General features: G+C 63.1%; 21 protein-coding genes and 2 pseudogenes. 6 read left to right on the top strand and 17 right to left on the bottom strand.

The annotated features are described in order from the left end of the window. From F6X42_RS26735 to gltS, 7 genes are all read right to left on the bottom strand, one after another. The coding region (locus F6X42_RS26735) for an electron transfer flavoprotein subunit beta/FixA family protein (protein WP_376776431.1) at positions 1 to 208 on the bottom strand (208 nt) is incomplete at its 3' end. A gap of 70 nt (positions 209 to 278) precedes the next feature. Further along, on the bottom strand, positions 279 to 2081 hold the full coding sequence (locus F6X42_RS26730) for an acyl-CoA dehydrogenase (RefSeq protein ID WP_187637078.1): 1803 nt from the start codon (positions 2079 to 2081) through the stop codon (positions 279 to 281). 212 nt (positions 2082 to 2293) lie between these two features. Beyond that, positions 2294 to 3298: an AraC family transcriptional regulator gene (locus F6X42_RS26725; RefSeq protein ID WP_187637077.1), complete on the bottom strand. Its 1005-nt coding sequence runs from the start codon at positions 3296 to 3298 to the stop codon at positions 2294 to 2296. 123 nt (positions 3299 to 3421) lie between these two features. After that, positions 3422 to 3883 (bottom strand): hypothetical protein, encoded by a 462-nt coding sequence (locus tag F6X42_RS26720; RefSeq protein WP_187637076.1) that lies wholly within the window; start codon positions 3881 to 3883, stop codon positions 3422 to 3424. Positions 3884 to 3984: 101 nt separating this feature from the next. Next, entirely contained in the window at positions 3985 to 4845 is an 861-nt protein-coding gene (locus F6X42_RS26715) for a class I SAM-dependent methyltransferase (protein WP_187637075.1), read from the bottom strand. Between the two features lie 35 nt (positions 4846 to 4880). After that, complete coding sequence (locus tag F6X42_RS26710) at positions 4881 to 6584, bottom strand: dihydroxy-acid dehydratase (RefSeq protein ID WP_187637074.1); 1704 nt, start codon at positions 6582 to 6584, stop codon at positions 4881 to 4883. A gap of 41 nt (positions 6585 to 6625) precedes the next feature. Beyond that, on the bottom strand, positions 6626 to 7828 hold the full coding sequence (gene gltS / locus F6X42_RS26705) for a sodium/glutamate symporter (protein ID WP_187637073.1): 1203 nt from the start codon (positions 7826 to 7828) through the stop codon (positions 6626 to 6628). 658 nt (positions 7829 to 8486) lie between these two features. On the opposite strand from gltS, the gene F6X42_RS26700 reads away from it, so the two are divergent. Beyond that, a complete protein-coding gene (locus tag F6X42_RS26700) occupies positions 8487 to 8762 on the top strand; it encodes a high-potential iron-sulfur protein (RefSeq protein WP_187637072.1) in 276 nt (91 codons plus the stop codon). Positions 8763 to 8786: 24 nt separating this feature from the next. Here F6X42_RS26700 and F6X42_RS46435 read toward each other — a convergent pair. Both F6X42_RS46435 and F6X42_RS26695 read right to left on the bottom strand, forming a co-directional pair. After that, positions 8787 to 8972: pseudogene (locus tag F6X42_RS46435) on the bottom strand (IS30 family transposase); the annotation flags it as partial. A gap of 64 nt (positions 8973 to 9036) precedes the next feature. Then, positions 9037 to 9156: pseudogene (locus F6X42_RS26695) on the bottom strand (ABC transporter substrate-binding protein); the annotation flags it as partial. Between the two features lie 363 nt (positions 9157 to 9519). On the opposite strand from F6X42_RS26695, the gene F6X42_RS26690 reads away from it, so the two are divergent. After that, a complete protein-coding gene (locus tag F6X42_RS26690) occupies positions 9520 to 10851 on the top strand; it encodes a Rieske 2Fe-2S domain-containing protein (RefSeq protein WP_187637071.1) in 1332 nt (443 codons plus the stop codon). 16 nt (positions 10852 to 10867) lie between these two features. Further along, positions 10868 to 12043, top strand: coding sequence for a Gfo/Idh/MocA family protein (locus tag F6X42_RS26685; protein WP_187637070.1), 1176 nt, complete (start codon positions 10868 to 10870; stop codon positions 12041 to 12043). Positions 12044 to 12166: 123 nt separating this feature from the next. Here the strand turns inward: F6X42_RS26685 and nadC are convergent, their stop codons facing one another. The 5 genes from nadC to F6X42_RS26660 form a co-directional block, all read right to left on the bottom strand. Then, positions 12167 to 13012, bottom strand: a complete 846-nt coding sequence (gene nadC, locus F6X42_RS26680; RefSeq protein ID WP_187637069.1) for a carboxylating nicotinate-nucleotide diphosphorylase — start codon at positions 13010 to 13012, stop codon at positions 12167 to 12169. 142 nt (positions 13013 to 13154) lie between these two features. Continuing rightward, positions 13155 to 13751 carry a MarR family winged helix-turn-helix transcriptional regulator gene (locus tag F6X42_RS26675; RefSeq protein WP_090812401.1) on the bottom strand — a complete coding sequence of 199 codons (597 nt, stop codon included), beginning with the start codon at positions 13749 to 13751 and terminating at the stop codon, positions 13155 to 13157. An 89-nt stretch (positions 13752 to 13840) separates the two neighbouring features. After that, the gene (locus tag F6X42_RS26670) at positions 13841 to 14911 is read right to left on the bottom strand and encodes a porin (protein WP_187637068.1); all 1071 of its coding nucleotides are present in this window, start codon (positions 14909 to 14911) and stop codon (positions 13841 to 13843) included. A gap of 109 nt (positions 14912 to 15020) precedes the next feature. Further along, positions 15021 to 16013 (bottom strand): substrate-binding domain-containing protein, encoded by a 993-nt coding sequence (locus F6X42_RS26665; protein ID WP_187637067.1) that lies wholly within the window; start codon positions 16011 to 16013, stop codon positions 15021 to 15023. Positions 16014 to 16059: 46 nt separating this feature from the next. After that, entirely contained in the window at positions 16060 to 17406 is a 1347-nt protein-coding gene (locus F6X42_RS26660) for an MFS transporter (RefSeq protein ID WP_187637066.1), read from the bottom strand. A gap of 238 nt (positions 17407 to 17644) precedes the next feature. Between F6X42_RS26660 and F6X42_RS26655 the strand changes: the two genes are divergently transcribed. The 3 genes from F6X42_RS26655 (at position 17645) to F6X42_RS26650 (ending at position 19475) form a co-directional block, all read left to right on the top strand. Further along, entirely contained in the window at positions 17645 to 18613 is a 969-nt protein-coding gene (locus tag F6X42_RS26655) for a PDR/VanB family oxidoreductase (protein WP_187637065.1), read from the top strand. Between the two features lie 174 nt (positions 18614 to 18787). Then, positions 18788 to 19033 carry a hypothetical protein gene (locus tag F6X42_RS44215; RefSeq protein WP_246530223.1) on the top strand — a complete coding sequence of 82 codons (246 nt, stop codon included), beginning with the start codon at positions 18788 to 18790 and terminating at the stop codon, positions 19031 to 19033. A 157-nt stretch (positions 19034 to 19190) separates the two neighbouring features. Then, positions 19191 to 19475, top strand: a complete 285-nt coding sequence (locus F6X42_RS26650) for a hypothetical protein (RefSeq protein WP_246530222.1) — start codon at positions 19191 to 19193, stop codon at positions 19473 to 19475. A 109-nt stretch (positions 19476 to 19584) separates the two neighbouring features. On the opposite strand, the gene F6X42_RS26645 is transcribed toward F6X42_RS26650, so the two are convergent. The 3 genes from F6X42_RS26645 to pdhA are packed head-to-tail and all read right to left on the bottom strand — an operon-like array spanning position 19585 to position 22796. Then, the gene (locus F6X42_RS26645; protein WP_187637064.1) at positions 19585 to 20703 is read right to left on the bottom strand and encodes a dihydrolipoamide acetyltransferase family protein; all 1119 of its coding nucleotides are present in this window, start codon (positions 20701 to 20703) and stop codon (positions 19585 to 19587) included. A 4-nt stretch (positions 20704 to 20707) separates the two neighbouring features. After that, a complete protein-coding gene (locus F6X42_RS26640; protein ID WP_187637063.1) occupies positions 20708 to 21688 on the bottom strand; it encodes an alpha-ketoacid dehydrogenase subunit beta in 981 nt (326 codons plus the stop codon). Beyond that, positions 21681 to 22796: a pyruvate dehydrogenase (acetyl-transferring) E1 component subunit alpha gene (gene pdhA / locus F6X42_RS26635; RefSeq protein ID WP_187637062.1), complete on the bottom strand. Its 1116-nt coding sequence runs from the start codon at positions 22794 to 22796 to the stop codon at positions 21681 to 21683. The genes F6X42_RS26640 and pdhA overlap by 8 nt, the downstream gene beginning before the upstream one ends. Positions 22797 to 22833: the final 37 nt, after the last annotated feature.

Below are 22833 nucleotides of genomic sequence, written 5' to 3'. Positions count from 1 at the left end.
CCTGCGCCTGCGTCACACCGGCCGACACGGCGATCACCTCGGTCGCGACGCCCGCTTCCTTCAGACGCACGGCTTCTTCCACCGCGATTTCGTCGAACGGGTTCATCGACATTTTCACGTTCGCGATATCGAGGCCCGTACCGTCCGATTTCACGCGGACTTTCACGTTGTAGTCGACCACTCGCTTGACTGCTACAAGAACTCTCACAACACTCTCCTTCCCTATCGATAGGGCCGAGCCCTACCGCATTAAATGGCACATCACGTCTCTTGATCGATCAAAACTGGTCTTCGCGCAGCGCCAATGCGCCTTCGCCGTCGCGAGCGCCGCGAATCGCCGCTTCGAGCGCGACTGCACGAGGCAGCACCTGGGTCGCGTAGCTGTGCGCGGTCGCGATCTTCGCGTCATAGAAAGCCGGATCTTCATCGCGTTTGTCGGCCGCGAGCACGAGCGAGCGTGCGACTTGCCAACCCGCGAGCACGATGCCCGCGAGCATCAGATAGGAGACACTGCCCGCGAACACCGCGTTCGGGTCGCTTTTGACGTGCTCGATGACGTAGCGCACCGCGCTGTTCAATGACTCGCGGCCGGCGGACAGATGCCGGTGCATCGCCTGAAAGGCGGCGCTCGAACGGTACGAGGCATGCGCTTGCAGCCCCGCCAATGTCATGTCGATCTGCCCGAGCAGCATCCCGGCCACCTCGCCGTTGTCGCGCATGGTCTTGCGGCCGACCAGGTCGTTCGCCTGGATCGCCGTCGTGCCTTCGTAGATCGGCAGAATGCGCGCGTCGCGGTAGTACTGCGCGGCGCCGGTTTCCTCGATGAAGCCCATGCCGCCGTGCACCTGCACACCCAGGCTCGTCACCTCCAGCGACATCTCCGTGCTCCAGCCCTTCACGATCGGCACCAGGTATTCGTAGATCGCCTGATGCTTCGCCCGCGTCGCGTCGTCCGGATGACGATGCGCGAGATCGCAATGCGACGCCGCCACGTAGGCCAGCGCGCGTGCGCCTTCGGTCAGCGCGCGCATGGTCGACAGCATGCGCCGCACGTCGGGATGCTGGATGATCGCGACCGGCTGCTTCGCCGATCCATCGACGGGCCGGCTCTGGACCCGCTCCTTCGCATACGCGACGGCCTGCTGGTACGCGCGATCCGAGATGGCCACACCCTGTACCCCCACGGCGAAGCGCGCGGCGTTCATCATGATGAACATGTACTCCAGACCGCGGTTCTCCTCACCGACGAGCTGCCCGATCGCGCCGCCGTGATCGCCGAACTGCAGCACCGCAGTCGGGCTCGCCTTGATACCGAGCTTGTGTTCGATCGATACGCAGTGCACGTCGTTGCGCTCGCCGAGCGAACCGTCTTCATTGACGAGGAACTTCGGCACGGTGAACAGCGAAATGCCTTTCACGCCTTCGGGCGCGTTGGATGTGCGTGCGAGCACCAGATGCACGATGTTCTCGGTCATGTCGTGCTCGCCCCAGGTAATGAAAATCTTCGTGCCGAAGATCCGGTACGAGCCGTCGGCTTGCGGCTCGGCGCGGGTGCGCACGAGCGCGAGATCGGAGCCGGCTTGCGGCTCGGTCAGATTCATCGTGCCGGTCCACTCGCCGGAGATCAGCTTCGGCACGTAGCGTTGCTTCTGCTCTTCGCTACCCGCCGTCAGCAGCGCTTCGATCGCGCCGTCGGTCAACAGCGGACACAGTCCCAGCGACAGGTTGGCGGCGTTGAGCATTTCGATGCAGGGCGTCGACAGCAGCTTGGGCAGGTCCTGACCGCCGTATTCAGACGGATGTTGTAAACCCTGCCAGCCGCCTTCGGTGAACTGCCGAAACGCGTCCTTGAAACCGGACGTGGCGCTCACCGCGCCGTCCTTCCAGGTGCTCGGGCTGCGGTCGCCGTCGAAGTTCAGCGGCGCAAGCACGCCCTCGTGCAGCCGCGCGGCCTCTTCGAGCACGGCCCGCGCGGTGTCGGCGGTCGCGTCCTCGCAGCCGGGCAAGCCCGACAGTTGGTCGATGCCGGCCAGTTCCGTAATTGCAAACAACATGTCCTTGAGAGGCGCGACGTAGCTCATTGCCATTCTTCCGATCAGATAGTACGTAGGGGATGTCACCCGTCTTGCGGCGCTGCGGCCGGGGTAACGTATGGCTGAATCGTAGCGCCGGACAGGCCCTACCCGGTTGTCCAAACCGGACGATCTATTGACATCCCTGGCCACGCCGGCGGGGGTGGGCGGCGCGTCGGAGCCGCGTCGGCACGTATCGCCGACGCATTGATGTGACGAGATCAGCCACCCCGGCGATAGGCCGCCGGCGTGCTGCCCGTCCAGTGACGGAACGCTCTGTGAAAGGCGGTCGGGTCGCCGAAGCCGATGTCGCCCGCAATGATGGCGATGGGCTCGCGCGTGCCTGTCAGGCGCAGGATCGCGATGTCGCGGCGCAGTTCGTCCTTGAGCACCTGAAACGCGGTGCCCTCGGCGGCGAGCCGACGGCACAGCGTTCTGACCGAACAGTGCAGGCCTTCGGCCGCCTCTTCGATGGTCGGGACGTCGGGTAGCCGGGACGCCAGATATTCCCGCACGCGATGACTGAAAAGCTGCTCGTTGAACGACACGAAGATCCAGTCTTCGGGCGCGCGAGCGAGAAATCTGCGCAGGTTCGCCTTGCGCTGGCGCACGGGCATGTCGAAATAGGCACTGCTGAACTGCATCGAGGTCTGAGGGCAGTCGAACTTCGCCGGTCCGGGAAACAGATACAGATACTCGAGCGCGTGAGGCGGACGGGGAAAGGCGAATTGCACCTGCAACAACGCGATCCGCTGGCCGATGAGCCACGACGCAATCCCATGGGCCAATTTCAGCATCAATTCCTGGCCCAGTACGCCGGGTTGCGCGCCCGTGCTTCCCGGATGCAGCGTCAGACTCGCGACGAGTTCGCCCCGGCGCGACTCGAAGCGGAAGTCGTCGAGCACGAGATGAAAGAACTGGCCGAACCGGTGCATCGCGGTTTCGAGATTGGGCGCGTCCAGCAGGCTCAGGCACAGAAACTTGAGCGCGCCGCTGCGCAGCGGCCGCGAGAAAACGCCGGGCATTTCATCGTCGAGTTCGATCGCGAGCGCGCGATAGAGCGTCGAGAACTGTTCCTCGGTGACGCGCGCCCCAGGCTGGTCCAGAAGCGCACGCGGGATGTTCGCGGCCGACAGATGCCGGTCGACGATATCCGGCCGAGTCCCGACGCTGCCGAGGAAACCATTGACGAGCGAGATCGGCACGGTTGCGCCAGGAGCGTGCATGAGGTGGTTCCGCGAGGCGAAGACGCATCAGCATAGCGCCTCCCGTCGCATTCTGGCGATGCTTCAGCGAGTCGTTACGCGAGTGCCGGCGATTGGGTCGCCGCGGTACCGGTAGCCTGGCGCCTACTGCGCCGACGCGTGCGAGCGAAGGTACGGCACGTATCCGTTCTGAGTCTTCAGGATCTTGTCGGCGCACTCGTCGTAGTCGGAGCCCTTCTCGCTGTCGGGCCCGTACATGCCGCGGCACTGCGCGAACAGCGACAGCGTCGCGCCGCCCGTGCTCTTGTCCGCGCGGGTCGCTGAGAAAGCGGCTTTGCCCGAATCGTCGGGCACGTCGGTATCGATCGCGATCGCATCCGCGCGGATCACGTGCGTGTCGGAATGCTGCTCGATATAGCGCTTCGTCGCCGCCCAGGCGGCATCGCAATTGGCCGGCGTGCAATCGATCACCGCGTTGCGTTGCGCGGCGGCGAGATTCGGTTCGCTGTGAAGGATGTCCTGTTGGACGCGCTGCGCCTGCTTTTCCGGGGACGAGCAGGCAGCGAGTGCACAGGCGACGAGTGCGAAGGCAGCGATCTTTTTCATGAGTAGACTTCCCTGGGCAGATTCGAGCGCGATTATAGCCGCGTGGGGGAAGCGTTTGCGCATTCAAGACTCAGCCGCCGGATCACACACCGCACCAGCCCCTAAGTGTTCGCCACCAGCAATTCCTCCGCATTGGCCGGCGGACGCAGGCCATCCGTGCGACCCGCGAAATAGCGCTGCGTCAGATCGGCCGCGGACACATGCCGCGCCTCGTCAAAGCCGACTTCGCGCGCCATTGCGATGATCTGCTGCGGCGTGAAGAAGCTGATGAACGGCGTACCACTCGCACGCGCGCCCTTCTCCGCCATTTCGAGTCCGGGGCGCACGTCCGGGTCCGCCATCTCCAGCGGCAGCAGAAACGTCATCGCGAACGTCGAGCCACGCGCGAGCCCGGCCACTTCACGCAGCGTCGCCGCGTTCGCCTCCTTCGTCAGATACATGCTGACGCCGGTCGACACCACGACGGCTGGCCTGCTTTCGTCGAACCCTTCGGCGACGAGACGCTGCCGCCAGCTATCGCCCGCTTCGAAGTCGACCGGCACGAAACGCAGCCAGTCCGGCAACCCGAAACCAAGCTCGCTCAGCCGCTGACGCTTCCACGTTTGCGGTCCCGGCGGGTCGACCTCGAACACGGTGAGCCGCGACGCGATGTCGGGCCGGCGTTGCGCGAAGCTATCGAGACCGGCGCCGAGAATCACGTATTGACCCACGCCGCGCCGGGCCTGCTCGACGACCAGATCCTCGATAAAGCGGGCGCGCGCGACGATCGACGCACGAAACGGCCGCGTGAACCGCGGGTCCATGTCGCCGCGGCTGCGCCAGTCTTCGGCGGGTGCCAGCAACTGCAAGCCGACTTCGTCTTCGAGCACGTGCGGCGGCGCGTCGGCCTGCACGTGCAGCGCACGCCATAACGCGACGCGCGCGGCGGTGCTGTCGGGTGCGGGGTGTCGTTGATCGCTCATGACTGTGTCAATCCTGTTGGTTCATTGGCGCCCGGTTACTTCAGGAACTGGAAATCGCAGCCCTCATCGGCCTGCAGAATTTCCTGCTCATACAACTTCGCATAGCCGCGCTTCGCCGGCGTCTGCGTTCGCGCCGGCAACGCGGCGCGGCGTCGCTCGAGCTCGTCATCCGGCACGAGCAATTCGAGCGAGCGATTCGCGACGCTCAAGCGAATGCGATCGCCGTTGCGCACGAGCCCTAGCGGGCCGCCCGACGCCGCATCGGGCGTGATGTGCAGCACGATTGTGCCGTACGCGGTACCGCTCATGCGCGCGTCCGACATCCGCACCATGTCCTTCACGCCGGCGCGCGCGAGCTTTGCCGGAATCGGCAGATAACCGGCTTCGGGCATCGCCGATGCACTGGTGGGACCGGCATTTTGCAGCACCAGAAAATCGTCGGCGCTGACGTCGAGCTCGTCGCTATCGACGCGGTTGGCCAGGTCTTCGAGCGATTCGAACACGACCGCGCGACCTTCCTTCTCGAACAGTTTGGGGTCGGCCGCCGAACGCTTCAGGATCGCGCCGCGCGGCGCGAGGTTGCCGAACAGCGCGACGAGGCCGCCATTGTCGCGCACCGGCTGCGCGTACGGCCGCACCACCGTGTGATCGACCCAGCTCACATCGTGCAGCCGGTCGCCGAGGGTTTCACCGGTCACCGTGCGGCAGTCGAGATGCAGCAGATGCTTGATCTCGCGCAGGATCGCCGGCACGCCACCCGCCGCGTACAGGTCTTCCATATAGTGATCGCCGGCCGGCTTCAGGTTGACGAGCACCGGCGTGGTGTCGCTCAGTTGGTTCAGCCGCTGCAGATCGACCTTCACGCCGACACGGCCCGCGATCGCCGTCAGATGAATCATCGCGTTCGTCGAGCCGCCGATCGCGAGCAGCACGCGCAGCGCATTCTCGACGGACTGCGCGGTGATGATCTCGCTCGGCAGGATCGGTTTCGCGATCAGATCGAACGCGACGCGCCCGGTTTGTTCCGCGATGCGCAGACGGTCCGCATCGACGGCGGGACACGCGGCGCTATTTGCGGGCATCATGCCAAGCGTTTCGGCGATGATCGCCATCGTGCTTGCGGTGCCCATTACCGCGCAGGTGCCCGCGGTCGACGCGAGCCGTCGTTCGACGATGCCGATTTCCTGCGCGTCGATTTCGGTTGCGCGGAATCTGGCCCAGAAACGCCGGCAATCGGTGCAGGCGCCGAGCCGCTCGCCGCGATGCCGGCTCGTCGACATCGGCCCGGCGACCAGTTGCACCGCGGGCAGATTCGCGGACGCCGCGCCCATTAGCTGCGCGGGCACGGTCTTGTCGCAACCGCCGAGCAGCACGACCGAATCCATCGGCTGCGCGCGCGTCATTTCCTCGACGTCCATCGACATCAGGTTGCGGAACTTCAGGCTCGTCGGCGTCAGGAACGTCTCGCCGAGCGAGATGGTCGGAAACTCGATCGGCAGACCACCGGCCGCGAGCACGCCGCGCTTGACCGCCTCGATCATCTCGGGAAAATGCCGGTGACAGTTGTTGAAGCCGCTCGCCGAATGTGCGATGCCGACGATCGGCCGGTCCAGCATCTCGCGGCTATAGCCCATCGAACTCGCGAACGTGCGGCGCAAATACACGCTGAACTCGCGGTCGCCGTAGTTGGTCAGGCCTTTGGCGAAGCCGACCGGCTTGTTGCTGGGTTGATCGCTCATGGTATGTGCTTGCTCGGGTTGATCCGCCAATGCCACCGCGCTCAATGAAAAAACGGCAGCGTGAGAAACAGCTTGATGATGATCGCGTTGACGATGTCCATGAAAAACGCGCCAGTCATCGGCACGATCAGGAACGCCATATGGGAATGGCCGAAGCGGTTCGTGATCGCCTGCATGTTCGCGATCGCGGTCGGCGTGGCGCCAAGGCCGAGCCCGCATTGTGCCGCGCACAATACGACCGCGTCGTAGTTGCGGCCCATCACCGGAAACGTGACGAACACCGCGTAGAGCGCCATCAGCACGGTCTGCGCGATGAGGATTGCGACGATCGGCACGGCGAGCGCGGCAAGCTCCCATAGATTGAGACGCATCAGCGCCATGGCGAGAAAGAGCGCGAGCGCCACGTTGCCGATGAGCGCGACTGCGTGCTGGTCGATGCGCACACGCACCAGCGCGAGCGCGTTGTTCAGGACCACGCCGGTAAACAATACGCAAACGAAGGTTGGCAACTCGAACACGGTGCCCGCGATCCGGTCGGCCAACACTTCGCCGCCCGCGAGGCAGATCGAGATCAGCGCGAGCGTCGTGATGATTGCGGCGGGGGTGGTGGCCTGCTGAGCTTTCGGCTCCTCGAAGACCAGCGTTTCTTCATCGCGCTGCCCGACGCTCAGCAGTTCGTCGGCGCTGATTCGCCGCATCAGCAGCCGCGCGAGCGGACCGCCGAGCACGCCACCTATCACGAGCCCGAACGTCGCGCAGCCGATCGCGATCTCGGTCGCCGACTCCAGTCCGTGACGCTCGGTGAAGACCTGGCTCCATGCGGCACCGGTGCCGTGGCCGCCCGACAGCGTGACCGAGCCGCCGAGAATGCCGAGCAGCGGATCGACGCCGAGCGCGAACGCGAGCAGCAGGCCGACCACGTTCTGCAGGATCAGCAGCCCGCTGACCAGCGCGAGAAAGCGGATCAACACCGGTCCGCCCGCCTTCAGGCTCGACAGATGCGCATTCAGACCGATCGTCGAGAAAAACGCGAGCATCAGCGGCACCTGCATCGTCGAATCGAACTTGATCTCGACGTGCGTGGTGATGCGCGTAATCAGCACGCAGATCGCGACGATGAGCCCGCCTGCCACCGGCGCCGGAATCGAATAGGCCCGTAGCACGCCGATCCATTGCACGAGCTTTTCGCCGAGGAGCAGCACGAGCGACGTCGCGACCAGCGTCGCATACACGCCGATAGTCATGAATGGCCTCCGAGTGGGAGCGTGACCACGTTTTCTGTTTTGCCGGCGCGACCCCGCGAATCAAGCTTCGGAAGCGCGCGCAACCCAGCGACATCTTAGCCAATCCGGCATACGCGTAGACCGACGCTACGAAATTCTTGACCAACGGACCCTGACCCGCTTCCTGCTTTTGGAACGGGTGCCGGAGATCGTTGACTCCGGGAGTCCTGGCCGATCTTCGATATCAACAGCACCTGCGACTATGCTGCAAGTTCGACGTATCCCATCCCAAACGCGACATTTTTCCCGAGCCGATCAGTGTCGATTTTCTCATCACGGAGACGAGCCCCGAAGGGTACCTGATCCTGAGATCGCCCACAGCTTTGCCAGGCTTTTCATGGACCATTATCAGAACAACCTCGTTCTCAACGAATTGGTCGAATTCGCACGCGAAAATCTACGGGTTCGCCCAGACACCGCGCTTGACCTCTTCCGTATTGCGCGTGGTCCCGTCTCATTCCCATCTCACTGACAGGACGGATCGCAAAAAAACCGTCGTGTGATTTTGCGCGCCGTCAATAATGCCTGACTTTCAACCCAGCCCGACCTCGGAACTACGCCCCGGAATGGCTTTGTGCGTGACCCAGGAACGGACACACCCACTTTCTGCGCCTGACTCATGTGTTCGACGAGTGTGTTTACGCGATGTGGGTCGGAGAGCCCCGACTGGGCCGGCCCCCGCGAAAACGATCCGACCGCACAGGCGCTCGGATACAAGATGGACGCGTCGAAGGTCGACAAGACGAAATCCCCTCGGTACCAGGCAGGGCAGACCTGTGCCAATTGCCAACTGTATCAAGGCAAACCCGGTTCCACGAATGGGCCGTGTCCGACCTACGGGGGCAAACTGGTCGACGCAAAAGGGTGGTGTAACGCCTACGTGAAAAAGGCGTAATTTACACGCCGTCGTTGTCATTGGTTTGGCAGCGATTTGCTGCGGCGACCAGCGCCAGTAGACCAGGTGATCATGCATACGCCGATAAAGCGCGCTGCCTTCGGTCAATCTGCGCGGTCGCGCGAGAGTTCGTATGCTGCCACCCTTCCGATGTTCGATCATGATCGCCGCGCGTTCTTCCGCACTCAGATGCTTGTAGTTCTTCTTCATCGCAACACCCTATCTCATTCAAGGTGTTGCACTTGGAACTAGAGACTAAGCAGTTCGGCCGGCATTCGGGCACGCCGATGCGCTTGCCCTTCAGGTCTTCAGGCTTGTCAATATCGCGATCCGCTCGCACATAGATCGAACCAAAACGAAACTCCCGCGACGGAAAGATCGTCACCGCGATGTGCAGCACCGGTCGCCGCTTGCCGTTGCGCGCCCCTTTCGCGCCGGTGTAGTCACCGAAAAAATTGCCCTCCGTTTCCTGTTTCGACGGATTCACCCCCGCATGCTTCCCGAGATCGATGACGACAACGTAGCCGTCCCCGCCGAAGCGCATCACACCACGCGCAACCAGCGCCTCACAAATCAGATCGATCGGCGATGAATCCCGCCTATCTATATTAGGGATCGAATATTCCTGATCCTGCGGCACTTCCGACCATACGTACTTTCCCGGATGCCTCCAAAGGTTCTTGCCAATTTAACTAGATCTCTAATATAGTTGAGCAACACCTGTTGATGAAGGCGACCTGTCGCCGGGAGACATTCCATGCTGACCCACCAAGAAAATGAATTGCTGTGCCGCGTTGAAGGCGATGCCCCGATGGGCCAACTGATGCGCCGGCACTGGACGCCGGTTTGCCTCATCGAAGAAGTCAGCGAGCCGGATGGTGCGCCGGTCAAAGCGCGCGTATTTGGCGAAGACCTCGTCGTATTCCGGGACTCGGAAGGCAGCGTTGGTGTGCTGGACGAGTACTGCCCGCACCGTCGCGCATCGCTCGTCTACGGCCGCAATGAAGACTCCGGCCTGCGCTGCCTGTATCACGGCTGGAAGTTCGACGTCTCGGGCAACGTGCTTGAAATGGTGTCCGAGCCGGCCGCGAGCTGCATGACCGACAAGGTCAAGCACAAGGCCTACCCGGTGCAGGAATGGGGCGGCATGGTGTGGGCGTATATGGGCCCGCAAGACGTCATCCCCGAATTCGTGCCGCCGGCCTGGGCGCCGACTGCCGACACCCGCGTGAGCATCGCCAAGGCGCTGCTGCCGTGCAATTGGGCGCAAATCCTCGAAGGCGCGATCGACTCCGCGCACAGCTCCAGCCTGCATTCGTCCGACTTCGTGCCGGCACGCGTCGGCGGCGCCGAAGCGACCGGGAAGAACTGGTTGCGCCCGTCCACCGACAAGGCCCCGCGCCTGCAGGTCGAGCGCACCGACTACGGCTTCCGTTACGCTGCGCTGCGCCGCCCGATCTTCAACGCCAACACGCACGACTACGTGCGCTCCACGGTGTTCGTGGCGCCGGGAACGGTGCTGATTCCGCCGAACAATCTCTACAACGTTGCGAACATCAACGTGCCGATGGACGACACGAACACGGCGTTCTACTTCATCGCCTGGGGCGATCCGGAGACGACGCCGGAAAACGAAACGTGGCGCAAGTTCCTGCGTCAGCAGGTCGGTGTTGATCTGGACCAGTACTATCGTCCGCTGCGCAATCACGACAACCGCTTCTGGCAGGACCGCCAGGCGATGAAAGCTGGCAATTTCACGGGTATTTCGGGCTTCCCGAACCAGGACATCGCGATGTGGGTCACGATGGGCCCGATTGCGAACCGCTCGGACGAGCGCCTCGGCGCGAGCGATCTCGCCATCGTCGAATTCCGTCGCCGCATGATCGATGCGATCGCCGAATTCGAGAATGATGGCGAAGCAATTGGCACCGGTGCAAAGGCGATTTCCCGGGAAGTGTGTTCGTACCAGGCTGTCGTGCCGAAGGAAATCGACTGGCGCACGTATGCCGCGCGCTACGTCAGCAAAAAGAATCCGGAACCGGCCGACCAGCCGTCCGCGCTTGCAACGGACTATCAGGTCAAGCAATAACAGGAGGCACACGGCCATGGAGCAGCGCCGTTTGCGCATCGGGGTCGCAGGACTGGGACGGGCATTCTCGCTGATGCTGCCGACCTTCCTGCGCGACCCCAGAGTCCAACTCGTCGCTGCGTGCGATCCGCGTGACGAAGCGCGGCGGCAGTTCGCCGCCGACTTCGCTGCGCCCACCTATGCGGACGTGGCGGAGTTGGCGGATGACCCCAACGTCGAGATCATCTACGTTGCGAGTCCGCACCAGTTCCACGCGCAGCACACTGAAATTGCCGCGGCAAAAGGCAAACACGTGCTGGTCGAAAAGCCGATGGCGCTCGCCGCTGCGGACTGCGATCGCATGATCGCTGCATGCCGCGCAGCGCACGTGCATCTGATCGTCGGCCATTGCCACAGTTTCGACACGCCGTACCTGTGTACGCGCGAATTGATCAGTCGCGGCGATTTCGGCGCGGTGAAAATGATCCAGGCCGTGAACTACACCGACTACCTGTACCGCCCGCGCCGGCCCGAGGAGCTGGCCACGGCTGAAGGTGGCGGCGCCGTCTTCAGCCAGGCGGCTCACCAGGTCGACATCGTGCGAATGCTCGCCGGCTCGCGCGCGACGCGGCTGCGCGCGAGTGTGGGACGGTGGGATCCGTCACGCCCGACCGAAGGTGCTTATTCGGCGCTGATCTGGTTCGAGAACGGTGCTTATGCCTCGCTCTCGTACAACGGCTATGGCTACTTCAACACCGAAGAGTGGAGCGGCTGGATCGGCGAAATGGGCGATCGTACAAGCCCCGACACGTACGGCAGCGCCCGCCGCCGTCTGGAGACGCTCGCGTCCTCGGGCGACGAAGCCAGACTCAAGGCGGCCGGCACCTACGGCGGATCGGCATACAAGCCGCCGACGGCCGCCGCGGACGAGCCGCCGCGCTTTCATCAGCATTTCGGTCCGATCATCGTCTCGTGCGAACGCGCGGACCTGCGCCCGCTGCCCGATTCAATCGTCGTCTACGGCGACGAGCAGCGCCAAACGCTGCCACTGCCTGCACCCGTCGTGCCGCGCGCCGAAGTCATCGACGAGTTGTATGGCGCGGTCGTCGACGGACACTCGCCCCTTCACGATGGCGAATGGGCAAAGGGCACGCTGGAAATCTGTATCGCGATTCTGAAGTCGAGCGAAACGGGCGCAGATATAACGCTTTGATAGTTCGAGGTAAGCGCAAAAGCCCTCACTGCCCTCGTTTGAACTGAGCCTGGTACAGTTAAAACGAGGGATTTTTTTGCCAGTGCTTCCTTCTACGGGGCGCACACATGCGCCCCGATCTCGTTACCCCTCGAACGCCGCGAAGCGCAGCGAAAAATCAATCGCCCTGACGTTCTTCGTCAGCTTACCTAACGAAATACGGTCCACGCCGGTCTCGGCAATGGTTCGCAGCGTCTGCTCGGTCACACCGCCCGAGACTTCCAGCTCGGCGCGCCCTGCGGTGACACGCACAGCCTCGCGCATCGTCTCGATCGAGAAATTGTCGAGCAGAATCGCCGCGGCGCCCCCGGCCAACGCTTCCTTTAACTCATCGAGCGTCTCCACCTCGACCTGCACGGGCACACCCGCACCCAATGCTCGAGTGGCGCGAAGCGTCGACGCAATGCCGCCGCCCGCCGCGATGTGGTTTTCCTTGATCAGAATGCCGTCGTACAGCCCCCGACGATGGTTTTCGCCGCCGCCAACACGAACTGCATATTTTTGCGCGAGGCGCAATCCCGGAAGCGGTTTTCGCGTGTCGAGAATTCGCGCAGACGTGCCTTCGACAATCCGCGTCATCACGCTTGTCTCGGTGGCCACGCCAGAAAGCAACTGAATAAAGTTGAGCGCGGTGCGCTCGGCGGTGAGCATACCGCGCGCCGGGCCAGCGATCCGGCAGACGGCCTGCCTTTCGTGCATCCGTTCGCCTTCGCCGACAAACCATTCAATCGTGATGCGCGGGTCGACCTGTTGGAGTGTTTCATCGAACCACGGTCTGCCGCACAACAGGGCGGGTTCGCGTACGGTCAAGACGGCTTCGGCTGAAGCGTCGGGGTCGATCAGTAGCGACGTCCAGTCGGCCTCGCCGACATCTTCCGCGAGCGCATCGCGGACATTGCGCGTCATCGCCGCGCGGGTCATTCCATCCATTCCAGATCCGTATTTTTTGAGCGAGAGAGCAGCATGCCGTGGCCTGCCGTCGTGCCTGTCGTGGACTTGGCACGTCCGCCAATATTATTAGATCTATAATTAATATGCTACTCGGGAAGGACCTGAAGCGCCAAGCTGCGCCTCAATCCTGATCGATTTCTTCGCCGCGTGCCGCGATCAGATTGCCCACTTCCCGCGTCGACGGAATGCGCAGCGCCGGGTTGTCCGACTCGGATTCGTCGCGTGCCATGTTCTCGATGATCGTCAGCAGAACCTTCCGCGCGACGTTGATCTCGGTGGTTTTCAGGCCCCTGACGCTAATTTCGTTGACTTCTTCCGCGAGCGGGACGAGCTTGTTTTTCAGGCTCCGGCCGCGCGGCGTGAGATAGACGTGCGTGTTCTTGCGATTGCCGGGCTCATAGCGGCGTTCGACATACCCGAGCTTTTCCATTGCCGACACCGCACTGAACGTGGTGGGCGTGGTGGTGCCGGTCTCGTCGCTGAGCTCCTTCTGCGTAAGCCCGTCGGTGACCCATAGCACACGCAGATAAGCCCAGTGGCCGAATGAGACTTCATGCTGCGCCAGGCGCATTTGCAGACCGCGAATCATGGCGCGGCCTGCATCTTTCACCAGGTGAGCAAGACGATCATCCGGAACCGCCTCGCGCCAGTGCCGCAGGATGGGGTCCTCGCTCGCGACCCCGCCCTTGCCCTTGCCCGAAGTACGTGCTGCTGCCATACCTTCCTCGCTGTTATTGAGACCAGACCGGTGACAATCATAGCGCTTTAGCCCGCGCGCGAGGCACTGGAGCGCATCCCCTGGGACGCTCAGAACGTGTGGCGAATGCCCACGGTCACGCCCGCCTGGTCCATGCCTGGCGCAATGTCCACGCCTGTGCCACGAATACCGACATTGGAGAATGAACGATTGGAGACATACGCGCCCTCCGCATACACATCGGTGCGCTTGGACAGCGAGTAGTCGACGAGCAATACCCCCATCGTCGGGCCGCCGTGCGGGTTGCGAAACTGCGTGTGATAGACGCTGGCGGAAATGGCAAGCGGCGCATTCACCCTCCAGGTCACGCCGCCCCAATAGAGCAGCGAGCTCGGCGGCACATCCGTATTGCGCGTGTTCAGCCAGCGCAGGCCGGCCAGCGTCGTGACCGGCCCGAAGTCGTACGACACGCCGAGCAGCGCGCGCTGCTGCGCATTGCTCTGTGTGGCGATCGAGGTGCCCTGCAATTGGTCGTACGTCAAACCGATGCTGAACGGCCCGCGATCATACAGGACCGCCGCGCTCATTTCGCGGCCCACCTTCGTTGCGCCGGGCACGCTCCCGCCGTTCGGAATCGTCGCGTCGAACCCGGTGCTGTACAGTGCCGCGAACGTGACGCCGCCGAGGTGCACGCCATAGCGCACCGAATTGTCCGCGCGATTCACGAACTGGCTGTCCATGCTTTGCGCGGAATAGCCGGGGTTGAACGTCAGCGCGTCGTACTTGTACATCAGTTCGTAGAGCAGGTTCTGGTGACGTCCGAGCGTGAGCGTGCCGTACGGCGTTGACACGCCAACGAATGCCTTGCGGCCGAACAGCCGTCCGTTCTGACCTGGCGCGCCGGTGTTCACGTTGAACCCGCCCTCCAGCGTGAACACGGCCTTGTAGCCGCCGCCAAGGTCCTCTGAACCCTTGAGCCCCCAGCGCGATCCGGCGAGATTGCCCGACTGTTCCCGGATCACCGAGCCCGTCTGACTGCCCTGGGGCACCCGATTGACGTACTCGACGCCCGCATCAACGATGCCGTAGAGCGTGACCGAACTCTGCGCATGGGCCGCCGTGCAGGCGAGCGTCAGCAACCCGCCGCAGGCGAGCGGGAATGTGTGTCTCTTCATGTTCATCTGTATTCCGGATTACTGAGTATATTGGATGTATTGTCCCCTTCCGCGCATCCGTCGCGCACCCAGCGCCTGCCGGATGCGCGACGGCTCGAACAACCGCCGCGAGAGGTCAGATCTTGAATCGCTCCAGGCTGGCCGGGTGGAACAGTTCGGCAGGCTGCAGGCGACGGCTCGACAATCCCTCGGCGTGGTGCTGCGCGAGGAAGCGGTCGATCACGTGCTCGTTGTTCGCGAATCCGTACGACCAGAAGTCGTGCCCCATCAGACGCCGTGCATTGCGCAACTGGTCCTCGACGAACGGCAGCGTCACCTTGGTCGCCGAGGTGTCGCTCAAACGCGCCAGCGCCAGTTCCTTCGATTGCTCGAACGCCTTCGCGATCGCGCCGGGCAGCCACGGGTGCTGATCCGCGAGCGTCTTGCGAATGCCCAGCGTGTGCATGATCGGGAAGAGCTGCCTGTGCTCGTACCATTCGGCGGCGCTTTTCTGCGGATCATCGAAAAGGTACTTGACCTTCGGATGCCCACGGTCGAAGCAGGACGGCGCGCGCGGTCCGATCACGCCGTCAATCTCGCCGTCGGCCAGCAGGTTCGAGATCGTCTGCCCTTCGGGTGCGCTTTCCAGCACGACGCCTTCAGGCAGCTTGAGTGCAATCTTCTCCACGCGCGTCGGATCCTCGTAGCCGCCCCGCACCCAGCGGATATCCGACGCCTTCACGCCATATTCCTCTTCGAGAAAGAGCCGCACCCATACGTTGGCCGTGAGCTGGTATTCCGGCACGCCGATGCGTTTGCCCTTCAGGTCCTCGGGCCGGTCCATCCCACGGTCGGAACGCACGTAGATCGAGCTGTGTCGGAACGCGCGCGACGGAAAGACCGGCACCGCGATATAGGGCGAGGTGCCCGCGGCCGTCTTCACCGAATAGCTGCTGAGCGAAAGCTCGCAAATGTCGTAATCGGCGTGCCGGAACGCACGAAAGAAGATTTCCTCCGGGTCCTGCAGCATGAACACCGGATCGACACCGTCGATCTGGACGTCGCCGTCGATCAGCGGCCGCATCCGGTCGTAGTTGCCCACCGCGATGGAAAGTTGAAGCTTGCTCATTCCTGCTCCTGTCTGACTGTCAAAATGCTGACCGTCGCGTGCATCGTCACGCGCCGGATTGCCGTGCCTGCCGCTCGCGCGGCACGCCGATGAAGACGGCGATGCCGCCGATGAAAACGAGCGCCGCCACCAGCAGGATGCCGGCCGAAAAGCTGCCGGTCACGCTCTTCACCCAGCCGAGGACGATTGGTGCGAAGAAAGCGCCCACCTGACCGAGACTGCTGATCACGCCGATGCCGCCGGCGGCCGCCGCGCCCTTCAGGTAGTTCGGCGGAATCGTCCAGATAATGGCTGCGGCCGCGAAATAGCTCACCGAAACGAGACTCAGGCACGCGATGGCGGCAACCGAGTTGTGCGTCAGAACCGTCAGGAGCACCGCGCCCGTGGCGCCCGCTGTCGTCGACAGCACGAAGTGCCAGCGGCGCTCGAGCCGCAGGTCGGAGCTGCGTGCGATCAGCAGCATGGCAACCGCGCCGACGATATAAGGCAGCGCCGACAGGAAGCCGATCTGCAACAGGTTGGAAACGCCCGCCTGTTTGATGATCGTGGGCGTCCAGTAGTTGAGGATGGTTCCGCAAATGGGCACCGTGGCCCAGCCCGCGGCAATCACGTACACGCGCGGGTCGCGCAGCGCCGCGAGGAGCGTGCTCGGCGAGTTATGCGGCTTGCTGCGACCTTCCTCGTCGAGCGCGCCGATGACAATTCGTTTTTGATCCTCGGTCAGCCACCTCGCATCTTGCGGCCGGTCGATCAGGTAAAAGTAAGCAACGACACCGGCAATCACGGCGGGCACGCCTTCAAGGAAGAACAGCCACTGCCAGTTACGAAAGCCCCAGACGTCCATGAAGTTTTGCAGGATGAATCCAGAAAGCGGGCCGCCGACAATGCCCGCAACCGCGATCGCCAGCAGGAACCGCGACGTGATACGAGCGCGGCGCTTCGACGGGTACCAGTACGAGAGGTAGAGGATGATGCCGGGCCAAAAGCCCGCTTCGGCCGCGCCGAGGAGCGTCCGGGCGAGATAGAACTGCCATGGAGCGGTCATGAACGCCATGGCAGTCGAGATGGCGCCCCACAGCAGCATGATCCTCGTGACGGTCTTGCGGGCGCCAATGCGCCGCAGCAACAGTGTGCTCGGCACTTCGAGCAGGATGTAGCCGATAAAGAACAGACTCACGCCCAGCCCGTACGCCGCGTCGCTCAACCCGAGATCGTGCTTCAGCTGCAGCTGCGCGAAGCTGACGTTGACGCGATCGAGATAGTTGAGGACCCAGCACAGGAAAAGAAAGCTCATTAGCCTTAACGTGATCTTGCGGTATGTCGCCTCCTCCGCCGCCGAGTCGGCTATGGTAGACAGGGATAGGTCCCCTGAGTGCAACGTTGAATGTGCCATGACTGAATCTCTCCGAATTTCACTCTGGATACCGGCAGGAACAGCGTCCCTCTCACCGTTTAATTAGAGCTCTAATATTCAGGTTACGGCGGCTTTATGTCGCTGGCAAGAACGGGTTTATACCGAGAGCAAGATCGCGAAAAATCGTGCGTCTTGACTTGCATCATTAGAGATCTAACTATAAGATGCAATCCATGTTGATGCAACGCAAGACTGGACTGGTCAGAAGGAGACAGACATGACGCCCCCACTGGAAGACGGTTTTCTTCGTCTGAAGATTGCTGGCAAGGAGAAGATCGCCCGTGACATCTGGCGCTTTGAACTGACCGACCCGCAAGGCGCGCCGTTGCCGCCGTTCGAGGCGGGCGCGAACTTGACCGTCGTGGTGCCCAACGGTTCGCGACGCAGTTATTCGCTTTGCAATGACTCGCAGGAGCGCAATCGCTACGTCATCGCGGTCAAGCGTGACGGCAACGGACGCGGCGGTTCGATGAGCTTCATCGACGATACGGCCGAGGACGACGCCGTGGACGTCTCTTTGCCCCGCAACGAGTTTCCCCTCGATGAGCGCGCAAAGTCATTCGTTCTCGTCGCGGGCGGCATCGGTATCACGCCGATGCTGTCGATGGCGCGGCAGTTGCGAGCGGAAGGCCTGCGCTCGTTCAAGCTGTACTACCTCGCCCGCGACCCGGAAGGCACGGCGTTCTTCGAAGAACTGACCAGCGACGAATGGCGTTCGGACGTGAAGATTCATCACGATCACGGCGACCTGTCGAAAGCATTCGACTTCTGGCCTGTGTTCGAGAGGTCGAAGTCGGCGCAACACGTGTACTGCTGCGGCCCGCAGGCGCTGATGGACACCGTGCGGGACATGACCGGCCACTGGCCGCCGGGCACGGTGCACTTCGAGAGCTTCGGTGCAAGCAATGCGGATGCGCGCGAAAGCACGCCGTTCACCGTGCGGCTTTCGCGCAGCGGCACGTCGTTCGACATTCCCGCCAATCGCTCGATCCTCGAGGTGCTGCGCGACGCCAACGTGCGCGTGCCGAGTTCGTGCGAAAGCGGCACCTGCGGCTCGTGCAAGACAGCATTGTGCTCAGGGGAGGCGGATCACCGGGACCTCGTGCTGCGCGACGACGAGAAAGAAACGCAGATCATGGTTTGCGTGTCGCGTGCGAAATCCGCGGAGCTGGTTCTCGATCTTTGAGTATCGCCGGCGGGGTATGACCGCCTCCGTAAATGCAGTTCTGCACGCTGTTTCTGAGTCAGGAAGTCCTGACGGCTGAAACCAGCGCTTCCTGAGACGACATTCCGCCAGCGCTGATTGAACGCATGCACCGATCTCCATAGCATCGATTCATCGTATATCGAAGGGAAAATCATGGCGGGCAACAGATCACTGCGTTCTGAGGTCGAAAAACTCGTTGGCCCGACGCGGGGCCGCGGGGCGTGCGTGCGTCTGCTGGACCGCTTCCGCTCGGCTGGAACATGCTGCGTGTGCATTCAAATCGATCGGCCGACCGGGACGTTTTCACTCTTCTTCTTTCGCCATGACGACGGCACATGGCACGTGTTTCCGCCGGGCCAGCGCCGTCCGGAAATGGGGATAGGCCGCCTGGCTGCCTGACCGTTCGGCAAGCTGCGCGCTTGGCTCAGCGACTGGTACGACCATGCCTTCGCCGTGGGCTACATCCACCCGATCGATTCAGCCCTTCATGAAACAATTGGCGCTCTGCAGTTCCGGGCGGCGGAGACCATTGCTCGAAAAACGGTGAAGTCAATCAATGAAACATCACATTGTCGGGCGTTATCGCGGATATGTTATCGAAGCGCACATGGAGCCGCGCACGGTCCATTTGTCCGATGGAATCGCGCTGACGTATCGCGTCACGTGGTCGTTACGTAGAAGGACACGAAAACAACACGTCGCCGGTGACTTCGCCGATCCCGTTACATACGAGTCGGAGAGCGTTGCTCTCACGTGCATCGACCGCGAGGCTCGCGCTCTTATCGATGCCATGCTGGCGAATTACGCCGAGCACACGCCAGGCGATCTTCTGCAAACTTGAATTCAACGCATACTGGCGCGACGACGGTTGCCTGCTGCCCATCGCAAGGGCGATGCATGTTGCGCGCGTTTCGCTGCCAGAACCCGTGCCTTGATGGGACTACCGGCTATCACGCGTTCTGCAGATCCGCGATCGTCGCCGCCAGGAAGCGCGCCGCTTCGCCGCCTGTCACGACGCGGTGATCGAACGTCAGGCTGAGCGGCAAGATCCGGTGCACGGCAGGCACGCCGTCTGCCGCGACCACCTGTTCGTGGATGCGCCCCGCGCCGAGGATCGCGACGGTCGGCGGCACGACGATGGGCGCTGCGTACTTCCCCGAAATCATCCCGAAGTTCGACAGCGTGATCGTGTTGCCGCGCATTTCTTCCGGCGGAATCTTGCGCGCGCGGATATCGGCGCGCATCCGGTCGAGACCACCGCGCAGATCCGCCGCATCGCGATGCGCGACGTCGCGCAGCACCGGCACGAATAGCCCATCGGGTAGATCGACGGCAATGCCGAGATCGATCTTCTCCAGTACGTGGCGTCGCCCCGTATGGCCGTCGAACCATGCGTTCAGTGCCGGCTCAGCGCGGCAGCCCGCGACCAGCGCGCGGATCAGACGGATCGTCACGTCGGTGTGCGGCGGCCACGCGTGAATGTCGGCATCGTCGATCACGGTCGCGGCGGCCACTTCGCTTTGCGCGCGCGCCATGTTCTGCGCCATCGCACGCCGCACGCCGCGCAGCACTTCGGGCGGGCCGACTTCGCCAGCTATCTTCGCGACGCGCTGCACGTCAGCCGCCGTGATGACGCCTTCCGGGCCGGACGGCGTCACCATCGAGAGATCGACATCCAGCTTGCGCGCAAGCGCGCGCGCCGCTGGAATCGCCTTGATCACACCGCCGCCCGCGCCGACGCCACCACTCGTGCCAAGCGACGCAGGCGCGTCCTGCACGACATGCTGGCCAACTTCCATATGGCCGACGACAGTGCCCGCGTCTGCATCGTCGCCCTCGCCTTCGAACGCGACAAGCGGCGCGCCCAGATGCACGATATCGCCCGTCCGTCCGAACAGCTTCGTGATGCGGCCGGATTGCGGCGACGGAATATCGACGATCGCCTTCGCCGTTTCGACCGACAGCAACGGTTGATCCGCGCGCACTTCATCGCCATCGTTCACATGCCATTCGACGATCTCCGCTTCCTGCAAGCCTTCGCCCAGGTCGGGCAGTTTGAAGATTTTCATGGCTTTATGACGCCTCCATAGCTTGCCTCACCGCGGCGGCGATGCGCGAGACACCTGGCATGTATTGGTTCTCGAGCCGGTACAGGGGCACCACGACGTCGTAGCCGGTTACGCGCTGCACAGGCGCGAGCAGCGAATAAAGTCCGCGCTCGGCGATATTGGCGGCGATCTCCGCGCCGATGCCGCCCGTGCGCGAGCCCTCGTGCACGATCACGCAGCGGCCCGTCTTCGCCACCGAGGCCAGGATCGTGTTCATGTCGATCGGCTTAAGCGTCGCGACGTCGATCACTTCGACCATCACGCCTTCCTGCGCCAGCAGATCGGCGGCGCCTTGTGCGTCCTGCACGGCACCGCCCCAACACACCAGCGTCACATCCGAGCCGTCGCGCAGCGTAAAGCAGGTGTCGAGCGGCAGCCCTTCGCCGTTGTCTTCCACTGTCTGCCGGAACAGCCGATAGAGGCGCGTCGGCTCGAAGAAGATCACCGGGTCGGGATCGCGAATCGCGGCCAGCAACAACCCGTACGCGCGCGCCGGCGACGAAGGCGTGACAACGCGCAAGCCGGGAATGTGCGCGAACAGGGCTTCGGGGTTTTCGGAGTGATGCTCGGGTGCATGGATGCCTGCACCGCACGGCGCGCGGATCACGAGCGGGCAGGTTAGGCGTCCGCGCGTCCGATGCCGCAAACGCGACGCATGATTGAGCACGTGATCGATCGTCGGATACAGAAACCCGCTGAACTGGATCTCGGCGACGGGCTTCAATCCCATCGCCGCCATGCCGATTGCGGTGCCCGCGATCGCTGTTTCGGCGAGCGGCGTATCGAGCACGCGTTGTGCGCCGAAGCGTGCCTGCAGGCCGACCGTCGCGCGAAACACGCCGCCATTCACGCCGATGTCCTCGCCGAGCAGCACGACGGCGGGATCGTGTTCGAGTTCGTACGCGAGCGCCAGATTGAGCGCATCGATCATGTTCAGATCAGCCATGGCCGTTGCCTCCGTTCCGACTATGCCGACCATTGCCCGCTATCGGCGCGAATCGCTGCGCGCTTTCCAGTTGCTCACGCATGGCACGCGGCAGCGTCTCGTACAAGTGGTCGAACATTGCGGATGTATCGGGGGGCGGCACGGCGAGATACGCCTCGACGGCTGCTTCGACCTGCGCGTGACACGCGCGGCCGAGTTGCTCGTCCTGCGCCTTGTCCCAGACGTTCATCCGCATCAGATACTTGCGCAAACGCAGCAGCGGCTCGTAGCCCCATTGCTTCTGAATCTCATCCGAGTCGCGATAGCGCGTTGCATCGTCGGCGGTGGTGTGATCGCCGAGTCGATAGCTGAGCGCTTCGATCAGCGTCGGGCCGTCGCCTCGCCGCGCTTTCGCGAGTGCCGCGTGCATCACCTGATGCACGGCAATGACATCGTTGCCGTCGACCTGCAAGCCGTCGATGCCCGCCGCGATTGCCTTCTGCGCGAGCGTCTGCGCCGCGCTCTGCGTGCTGCGCGGCACCGAGATCGCCCACTGGTTGTTGTTGACGACGAGCACGAGCGGCGCCTGCCAGACGCCCGCCATGTTCATCGCTTCGTAGAAGTCGCCCCTCGACGTGCCGCCATCGCCGAAGATCGTCACGGCGACGCGCGGCTCGCCGCGCAGCTTGAACGCGTAGGCCGCACCGGCGGCATGGCACACCTGCGTGCCAATGGGGACGCAATTCGGAAAGTCGAGTCGCGGCACGCTGAAGTCGCTGCCGCGTTCGTCACCGCCCCAATACAGCAGGCTTTCCGTCATCGTGACGCCGCGCAGCAATTGCGCCGCATGATCGCGGTACGAAGGGAACAGCACGTCATCGGCTTGCATCGCGCTCGCGACGCCCACACCGATCGCCTCCTGCCCCACCGACGATGCGAACGTGCCGAGTTTGCCAGTGCGCTGCAGCGCAACTGCTTTGGTATCGAATGCGCGGGTCAGCACCATCGCGCGATAGAGGGAAATCAGCGCCTCAGGTTCCTGCGCAAAGGCCGGCAATGGCTGCACGGGCTCGCTTTCGGGACCGAGATATCGCGTATACCCGATGTGAAAACTGGCAGTCGTGGTCATGACCGCCCTCCTTGTTCTTCAGATGTCGAATGCGTGC

The organism is Paraburkholderia podalyriae, assembly GCF_014397785.1.
Taxonomy (GTDB): Bacteria; Pseudomonadota; Gammaproteobacteria; order Burkholderiales; family Burkholderiaceae; genus Paraburkholderia; species Paraburkholderia podalyriae.
This window is presented reverse-complemented; position numbering and strand designations above follow the sequence as displayed.